Origin of the sequence: Psychrobacter sp. TB15 (assembly GCF_000511655.1) — a bacterium.
In the GTDB taxonomy this organism is placed as follows: domain Bacteria; phylum Pseudomonadota; class Gammaproteobacteria; order Pseudomonadales; family Moraxellaceae; genus Psychrobacter; species Psychrobacter submarinus.
Genome location: NZ_AYXN01000029.1, coordinates 99,307 through 107,435, shown reverse-complemented (window position 1 = coordinate 107,435; position 8,129 = coordinate 99,307). Strand labels below are relative to the sequence as shown.

The window sequence follows — 8,129 nt, the reverse complement described above, 5'->3', positions numbered from 1 at the left end:
TTTAGTTTGTTCTCAATGTCCTGTATTTCATTATCAGAGACTTGTCTAAAGTCACAACCCTTAGGCAAGTACTCTCTGATAAGGCCATTGGTATTCTCGTTGGTTCCTCGCTGCCATGACGCATAAGCATCGGCAAAGAAGAAAGGGCTAAAGAGCTTTTGTTTCACCTTCTTATGCTGAGCAAACTCTTTACCATTGTCAGAGGTAATGGTCTTAACCTGCAACCTCACTGGCGCTAAGAGTTCTATCATTGCCTCTGATACTTGCTGTGCTGTTTTATGACCCACACGCTTCATCTTCAGCAGCCCCGTTTTACGTTCAACGAGCGTGACAATCGCTTGCTTGTGATGCTGACCGATAACGGTATCCGCTTCCCAATCTCCAATACGTGAGCGTTCTTCAACAATACAAGGGCGCTCATGAATCGAGACTCTGTCATTGATACGGCCTCGAGTCTCAGCGGTTAGACGCTGCCGGTATGGTTTTCCTTTACGTCTGAGACACTGCCACAATGTACCGCCCTGCCTCTTATCACGCCAAATATAGCGATAAATGCTCATATGACTGATACCAGCATGAACGCCAGATATTTGCTCAGGACTCCAGTTCTCTTTAAGCTTGTCTGTCACCCATGCCCAGAGGTCAGTCACAATAGTTGTGGCGTTGTTAGCCCGTCTGTCACAAGCCTTGTTATTAGCATGCTTTGCTCGGTAACCTCGTAGGCTTTTATTACGCCTAAGCTCTCTTGATATGGTACTGGGACTTCTGTTTAACACCCTCGCTATAAAATTAATACTATGTTTTGCCCCTTTAAGGGCATAAATCTGGTATCGTTCACCTAGGCTTAGATGTGTATAGCTCATGGTTGCAATCTCACTTTGGTCGGTGGATAAAAACTTTGATGCTAGCGCATCTAGGTCTTTTTTTCACCTTGCATTTGGTATTGCACTTCATGTGTTAATCTAAGTAACAATAAACTCTTTACCTGCTGTCCAGATCACCACCAAACTGATCAAAAATAAAATAATATAGTGGCAAATATCGACGAACTCTCTGCCAATATGCTGTAAACGCTCATGAAGATCTACATTTTTTTTAGACATGTGGGAACCTATCAACTTTTTGTTTGGTTGATTTGGTCTGATAATCTATAGCATCAGACGCCTTATCTATGAGCAATGAATATTCGAATCTATCATTTATTTAATCGTTGTACCAGTCTACAAACCTGCAGCCTTTTCTGCAGCTTCAACGGTTTGGCGAATCAAGGTATTGATCGTCATTGGCCCGACACCGCCTGGTACTGGCGTATAGGCACTAGCAATATCAGCCACGCCCGTCATCTCGATATCACCAACGCCGCCGTTATCCGTAGGATGGAAGCCGGCATCGACCACTACCGCGCCGGGTTTAATCCACTCGGCTTTAATCAGCTCAGGTACGCCGACCGCGCCAACGACAATATCAGCGCGCTGTACATGCGCTTGCAAATCTTCGGTTCTTGAATGGCAAATCGTCACAGTACAATTCGCATTTAATAGCATCATCGCCATCGGCTTACCTAAGATCGGACTACGCCCGACCACCACAGCCTGCTTACCGGATAGCTCGATATCATAGTGCGCTAGCAGATGCATGATGCCCTGCGGCGTACAAGAGCCATATGCCGCCTCTCCCATACTCATACGACCAAAACCTAAGCAAGTGACGCCATCAACATCTTTTGCCAAGTCGATTTGCTCAAAACAAGCACGCTCATCGATATGCGCAGGTACAGGGTGCTGTAATAAAATACCATGTACATCTGGATTATTATTGAGCTCGTCAATTTTTGCTTTGAGCTGCTCGGTGGTGGTTTCGGATGGCAGCTCCACCTTGATTGAGTCCATACCGATACGCTTGCAAGCATTGCCTTTCATACGTACATAAGTGGCGGAGGCAGGATCGGCACCGACCAAAATCGTCGCAAGGCTTGGGGTACGTCCCGTCTTATCCTTGAGCGTAGCCACGCGCTGGCTCAGAGACTGCTCTATCTGTTTGGCGAGCGCTTTGCCATCTAACAGCGTAGCGGATTTTTGCTCAGTTGATGGCTGAGTAGTGTTTGACGCACTTGACATGATAACTCCAAAGTTTTGGCGATGAACAGAAAGGAAACCCGTATAATTCACGCGTGATATTGTACCTCTGTTACAGTCAAAAGCCTACCCACTTATACCTATTAAAATGCCTTTCATAAGCTTAGCTGCTTTTTTATATCCAAGTTATATCCAAGTTATATCCAAGTTACATTGAAGCTTATTTAACACGCATTAAGCCTTTTTATCCCTTCTCACATTACTTACTAAGAGTGTCAGTAATAGTGCATATATTAAGATTTGCAGTAAGAGCTGAGCTTGCGATTCTTGCATTCTCACAAAGTTAAGCGAAGAAAAGTTAACTGGGCGGTCAATAGATTTGAAGTTACATCTGTGTTAGGTTATTGACACAAAAATCAAATACTAATGGTCTACTCCTTTGGTATTTATCTTTTTTAAGTTTCTATCTATGTCAGTTTATGACGTCAATGATAATTATAGTGAGGTGCGAATTTGCAAAACGAGTCACTGTTTCAATTTTCGGCGCTAACTGTTATTTTACTGTTAGTCGCTTTTTATGGGGGTACTTACTTACTCTCTTTACTGATCAAAAAAGACAAAGAATCGACCAGTGGGTTTATGGTCGCAGGGCACGGCGTTGGTTTCGGTATGGGCGCCGCTAGTATGACCGCCACTTGGATTTGGGCAGCCTCCTTTTATGCTGCGGCCACTTCTGGTTATAAATACGGTGTGTCCGGTCCGATTCATTATGGCTTTTGGGGCGCATTGATGATTTTATTCATCTACCCATTTGGCATGCGCTTTCGCGAACTGGCCCCTAACGGTCACACTTTAGGTGAGCTTATTCACGCCCGCCACGGCTCATCAAGCCAATTGATTTTAGCCATATCTAACCTTATGGGCAGCTTAATTAGCTTGATGGTCAACTTCACCGCCGCCGGCGCCTTAGTTTCCGTACTCTCACCGTTATCGTTTCAGACCGGTGTACTTATCGCTGGTATCGGCGTCTTAAGCTATACGCTAACCTCAGGCTTTCGAGCATCTGTCTTTACCGATTTCGCTCAGCTTGTCGCCTTAATGGCTATCGGCGTGGTAATTATTCCGGCTGTATTGTTCTCTATGGGTGGTCCTAGCGTCATGGTAGAAGGGCTGTCCAATCTAACTCTTGAGCAGCAAGACTTCTTTTCATCAGAAGCTTTCTTGCAGCAAGGTGCGCCTTTCTTCGTCGCGGTATTAGCATATGCTATCGGTAACCAGACGATTACCCAAAGGCTATTCGCCATTGATCAAGACAAAATCAAACCCACCTTTGTTACTGCCACTATCGGTTACGCAGGTATCGTCATCGGTCTAGGTATGATAGGTCTAATGGCTTTGACCATCGGTGTCGATCCGCTAAATGGCGATATGAATAATCTGATTCCGCAAATGGTCAGCACTTATCTGCATCCGATATTTATTGCGCTGTTCTTTATTTTAGTTATCGGCTCATTATCTTCAACGGCAGATTCTGATTTGTCTGCATTATCGACGATTATGATGGCGGACGTCTACGGTAAAAACATCGCCAAAAAAGGTCAAGTCAAACCAAGAACGATGATGCTAGTCGGCCGTGGTACGATGATTGTCGCCACCGCTGCTGGTCTGATATTTGCAAGCTTTAAGCTCGATATCTTAGTGATGCTCGTATTCGTCGGTGCATTATGGGGCGCGGTCGTCTTCCCGGTCATCGCAAGCGTGTTTTGGAACCGCGTTACCAATGTCGCGTTTACCTCTGCGGTGATTGTCGCCTTGATATTCTTCTGTATCGCTCGTTTTGAGCTGATCCCTATCACAGGTGTTACCGCTCTATTCTTCGAGGCGATGGCGAGTGTTGGCGCAGCTGTCGTTATTGGTCTGATGGTCTTTGGTTTCTTAGGCCGTAAGGCAGGTATGGGTGCAGCCCTGATAACGCTAATCTTGATGTTGATCTTTGCCACTGGCTTCTTACGTGATTATATGGTGTTAGTCGCTTCCCTAACGGCTTATGGCGTTAGTGCGATCGTCTGTACGCTAGTGAGCTTAATGGGTAATGAGCGCTTCGACTTTGATTTAATCAAACAACGCGTCGGTAACTATGATAAAAAAGCTAAGGTCGCCCCCGCCTCTAAGAACCCGTAAGAGGTAGGCTATAAAACTTAGCTTGATATAACTTAGCTTAATTTAGGACGGTTTTGAGTCTATAGCCACTATTGAAAACTGATTTAGTGGCTATGACTGAAACCCTATTTATTAGCCATAAAAAGGAGATAACATGGATAACACTTTTATTTACGGCTTGTATATCCTGATTTGGCCCGCTATCACTTTAGCCGTGCTAGTCTTGATTTGCACTGCAACCTATCGTGATATCAAACGAGCCAAACGCGATAACAAAGATATTGTCTAATCAATGTCATTAAAGCAAGCTAACTGCTTGTATTCGCTCTATTAATTAACACTTGCGTGCGTGCGACGATAAATAAGCACAATTTAGCCAAAAAATAGCTTGTATTTTGAATTAATTTTGCTAATATAGTGACCCTTGGCTGGGTAGCACAGTGGTTATGCAGCGGATTGCAAATCCGTAGACGCCGGTTCGATTCCGACCCCAGCCTCCACTTTTTAGCTCAATTATTGTTAGCGTTATTTTTGATAATTTAGCTCAATTTTGACTTGCATTATTGAGATAACGGCTTATAATAGCGAGCACTTATCTAGTAACTAGATGGTCTATCAGCTAGCTTACTTTTTTAGATAAAACAAGTTTTGCCCGGGTGGTGAAATTGGTAGACACAAGGGATTTAAAATCCCTCGCTCTAACGAGCGTGCCGGTTCAAGTCCGGCTCCGGGTACCATTATAGAAGTACGAAAAACCGCAAACCAACTATGGTCTGCGGTTTTTTTGTGTCTGATACTTTCTTCTATACTGCTTTATTTAGCTTAAGCTATGCACACTGAGTGTACTTATGCAAAGATAAAGCATGAAAAGAAAAGCGATCAGTTTAGACGGAAATATAAACCATCATAACCCTGCAGACAAAACCACACGTCTATAGATAAAAGCTGTCTTCTGCTTATGCAAAAGGCAGCTTTTTGATCCTTAATACTTTTATGTGTAGCTGATAGCTTGTCTAGCCATTCACTCATAGCAAGCTTTCATTATTCATAATTTGCCACTCACTGCTCAACACGACTGCTTCGCATCTAAAGGCTTGTATCCAACAACAATACTTTATTTTTTTTAAACATTGTTTTAAAACTATAAATATTATCTTTATAATCAGTAGTTTATAAATTACAGAAACTATAAAGAACTAGTTATCATCACTAACGGAGAACGGGGATGTTTATGGCAAACTTGTCATTCGAGCCAACTGATAAAGCAGTCTAAACCAAAGTATAGCTCTTCACTAAATTAAGGAGGAAAGGTGACTTCAACCAACTCTTGCGTGAAACAGTTACCTAGCTATATTCAGCCAGAACACTTTGCTGATTATTTATCCGCTCAGCAAAATTACGCTTTGTTTTTGGATTTAGATGGTACTTTGGCAGACTTCACCTTAGATCCCAAAGACAGTGTTATCCCCCAATCAACGATAAAGCTGTTACGACAGATACAGAGCTGCGGCGTTAAAATCGCTATCATCACCGGACGTAGCCTTGCTGAAGCTAAGCAAATGCTCTCCCCTCTAATGCTACCGATTGCTGCTACTCACGGACTAGAAATAACTTTTTATAATAGTACTACTGATGCCAGTACTATGAGCGACGATAAGAAAAGCTTGAATGCTACCGATATCGCCTACGTTAATAGCACTGAGCTTGCTGCAATAAAGCAAGATATCGTCCGATTTAGCTATCCTTATAGCGATCTGAGTATAGAAGATAAACCTTACTCTGTCGCTCTTCATTTTCGAAAAAATCCGGCTTTGGCGGATATAGCTTATAACATTGCGACAAACACCTTAAAAAACCACTCTGATTGGGAATTAAAACCTGGCAAATATGTCTGGGAGATAGCACCAAAAGGCGCTAATAAGGGTACCGCGATTGTCAGCTTACTAAAAAAAATGAGTGCTAATAATGAGCTTTGCCCTATCTTTATCGGTGATGATGTTACTGATGAAGCAGGTTTTATCGCTGTACAGGAGGTATGTAGCTCAACAGGAAAAGATCATAAAGTAAAAGGCATGGGTATTAAAGTGGGTAGTGAAACAAGCTGTGCCCGTTATCGCGTTAATGATATCTTTGAGGTCACCGTTTTACTCAGCAGCTTTTTAAGATTTTGCCAAACCTACTATGCTCCATCGTTTGCTATAGCAGACGTTAATTCCTCACTAGTACAGACAATAGGAGGTCAGTGATATGAGCCGCTTAATTGTCTTATCTAACCGTGTAAAGACGCCCGATAACCAACCTATGGCAGGGGGGCTTGCGGTAGCATTGCAAGATATTTTACAAGGAAACTCAGTTATCTGGATGGGCTGGAATGGTGACATTACCGAGAGCTGCAATGACGGTACTGACAATGAGTTTAGCAGTAATAAAAATAAAGCTTCAGTAGATAATGAGCGGTTACTTGCCGACACTTCTCTGACCTATATGACCACAGCATTCACCAGTGAGCAATATCGGCAATTCTACTGCGGCTTTGCCAATAGTGTGCTGTGGTTATTATTGCATGAACGCCCTGAACTCATGAACCAAGCTGCTGATGACTATCAGGGTTACCAAGAGGTGAATCGGCTTTTTGCTCATAAAATCAAACAAGTGATTGAGCCTGATGATGTGATTTGGGTACATGACTATCACTTTTTGAGTGTGGCCTACCATTGCCGAAGTCTCGGTATCACTAATCGTATAGGCTTTTTTTTACACATTCCATTTGCTCCCCTAGCGTTTTGGCAACAGCTTGACCAAAGTGCTGAGCTGATCCATCACCTTGCCCATTATGATGTGCTCGGTACACAGACTGAGCATGATAAGGCCAACTGTTTAGCGGTTTTACAACATTACTTAAACCGGCGCTTATTATCAAACAACCCTTTAACCCACGTACCTAAAGATATCTTAGCGACAAAGGATAGTTTTATTAGCGCCTATACACCAGCTGTCAAAGAGTTGCTAATTCAGTTAGATATAAAACCTGAGCATTCGTTAATAGTTAATGCCTACCCCATCGGCGTCAACGTCACAAAGATACAGCAACAGGTCGGGCATTTGTGGTCGCCTTCATTATCTGCCGATAAATCGAATAACCTTAAAACGCCTATAAAGCCTGCGGCTCAGCAGATTATCGCGGTAGATAGGATTGATTATTCAAAAGGACTATTGAAGCGTTTTTCGGCGTATCGCTCTTTTTTGCAGCAATACCCCAGTTATCAAACCCAGCTACAATTAAAACAAATTGCTTGTCCTAGCCGCTTAGACTTACCCGCTTACCAGCATCTCTACGATACGGTCAAAGTAGCTATTGCTAAGGCCAATCAGCAGCTTGCAACTAGCATGGATAAGACAGATAGCTTTGATCCTAAAACTTACAAAACTAATAGAGCGATGACTGACTGGCAGGCGATTGACTATAGTGAAAAGGTGCTAGATCACAAGGCTTTGATGATGCTGTTTTTGCAAAGTGATGTTGGCTGGGTCAATTCGCTCAAAGATGGTATGAACTTAGTGGCAAAAGAGTATATCGCAGCGCAAAATCCTGATGACCCTGGGGTGTTATTGCTCTCACGTTATGCAGGAGCAGCTGAGCAAATGCAAGATGCAGTCATTATCGATCCGCTACAACCTGCAAGTATCATTCAAGGATTAAGAGTAGCTTTGACTATGCCACTTGGCGAGCGAAAACTTCGCTATCAAAAACTACTGCAAGGGCTACAGCGAGATGACTTGCAAGCTTGGCAACAACGCTTTTTAGATGACTTATATAAGGATAACGGGCAGCAAACACCAAGCTTGAGTCCTGAACAAAGCGAACTACCTGAATCACAATGATAACTAGGAGAT

Annotated in this window: 7 protein-coding genes and 2 tRNA genes; 6 read left to right on the top strand and 3 right to left on the bottom strand. The window is 43.1% G+C overall.

Annotated features, from left to right (window positions below; all coding sequences use genetic code 11):
* The 3 genes from W234_RS0106465 to folD form a co-directional block, all read right to left on the bottom strand.
* Nucleotides 1–863, bottom strand: an 863-nt coding sequence (locus W234_RS0106465) for an IS30 family transposase (RefSeq protein ID WP_025644112.1), incomplete at its 3' end; no start/stop codon positions are given.
* Nucleotides 864–962: 99 nt separating this feature from the next.
* On the bottom strand, nucleotides 963–1,103 hold the full coding sequence (locus W234_RS14320; protein WP_227501893.1) for a hypothetical protein: 141 nt from the start codon (nucleotides 1,101–1,103) through the stop codon (nucleotides 963–965).
* Nucleotides 1,104–1,220: 117 nt separating this feature from the next.
* The gene (gene folD / locus W234_RS0106455) at nucleotides 1,221–2,117 is read right to left on the bottom strand and encodes a bifunctional methylenetetrahydrofolate dehydrogenase/methenyltetrahydrofolate cyclohydrolase FolD (RefSeq protein ID WP_025645821.1); all 897 of its coding nucleotides are present in this window, start codon (nucleotides 2,115–2,117) and stop codon (nucleotides 1,221–1,223) included.
* 486 nt (nucleotides 2,118–2,603) lie between these two features.
* On the opposite strand from folD, the gene W234_RS0106450 reads away from it, so the two are divergent.
* From W234_RS0106450 to W234_RS0106425, 6 genes are all read left to right on the top strand, one after another.
* Entirely contained in the window at nucleotides 2,604–4,256 is a 1,653-nt protein-coding gene (locus W234_RS0106450; RefSeq protein WP_198013321.1) for a sodium:solute symporter family protein, read from the top strand.
* A 133-nt stretch (nucleotides 4,257–4,389) separates the two neighbouring features.
* The gene (locus tag W234_RS14800; RefSeq protein ID WP_213017893.1) at nucleotides 4,390–4,524 is read left to right on the top strand and encodes a putative transporter small subunit; all 135 of its coding nucleotides are present in this window, start codon (nucleotides 4,390–4,392) and stop codon (nucleotides 4,522–4,524) included.
* Nucleotides 4,525–4,661: 137 nt separating this feature from the next.
* Nucleotides 4,662–4,735 (top strand) — tRNA-Cys (locus W234_RS0106440).
* Nucleotides 4,736–4,885: 150 nt separating this feature from the next.
* A tRNA-Leu gene (locus W234_RS0106435) sits at nucleotides 4,886–4,972 on the top strand.
* 573 nt (nucleotides 4,973–5,545) lie between these two features.
* On the top strand, nucleotides 5,546–6,481 hold the full coding sequence (gene otsB / locus W234_RS0106430) for a trehalose-phosphatase (protein WP_025645818.1): 936 nt from the start codon (nucleotides 5,546–5,548) through the stop codon (nucleotides 6,479–6,481).
* Nucleotide 6,482: 1 nt separating this feature from the next.
* The gene (locus W234_RS0106425) at nucleotides 6,483–8,117 is read left to right on the top strand and encodes an alpha,alpha-trehalose-phosphate synthase (UDP-forming) (RefSeq protein WP_025645817.1); all 1,635 of its coding nucleotides are present in this window, start codon (nucleotides 6,483–6,485) and stop codon (nucleotides 8,115–8,117) included.
* Nucleotides 8,118–8,129 lie beyond the last annotated feature (12 nt).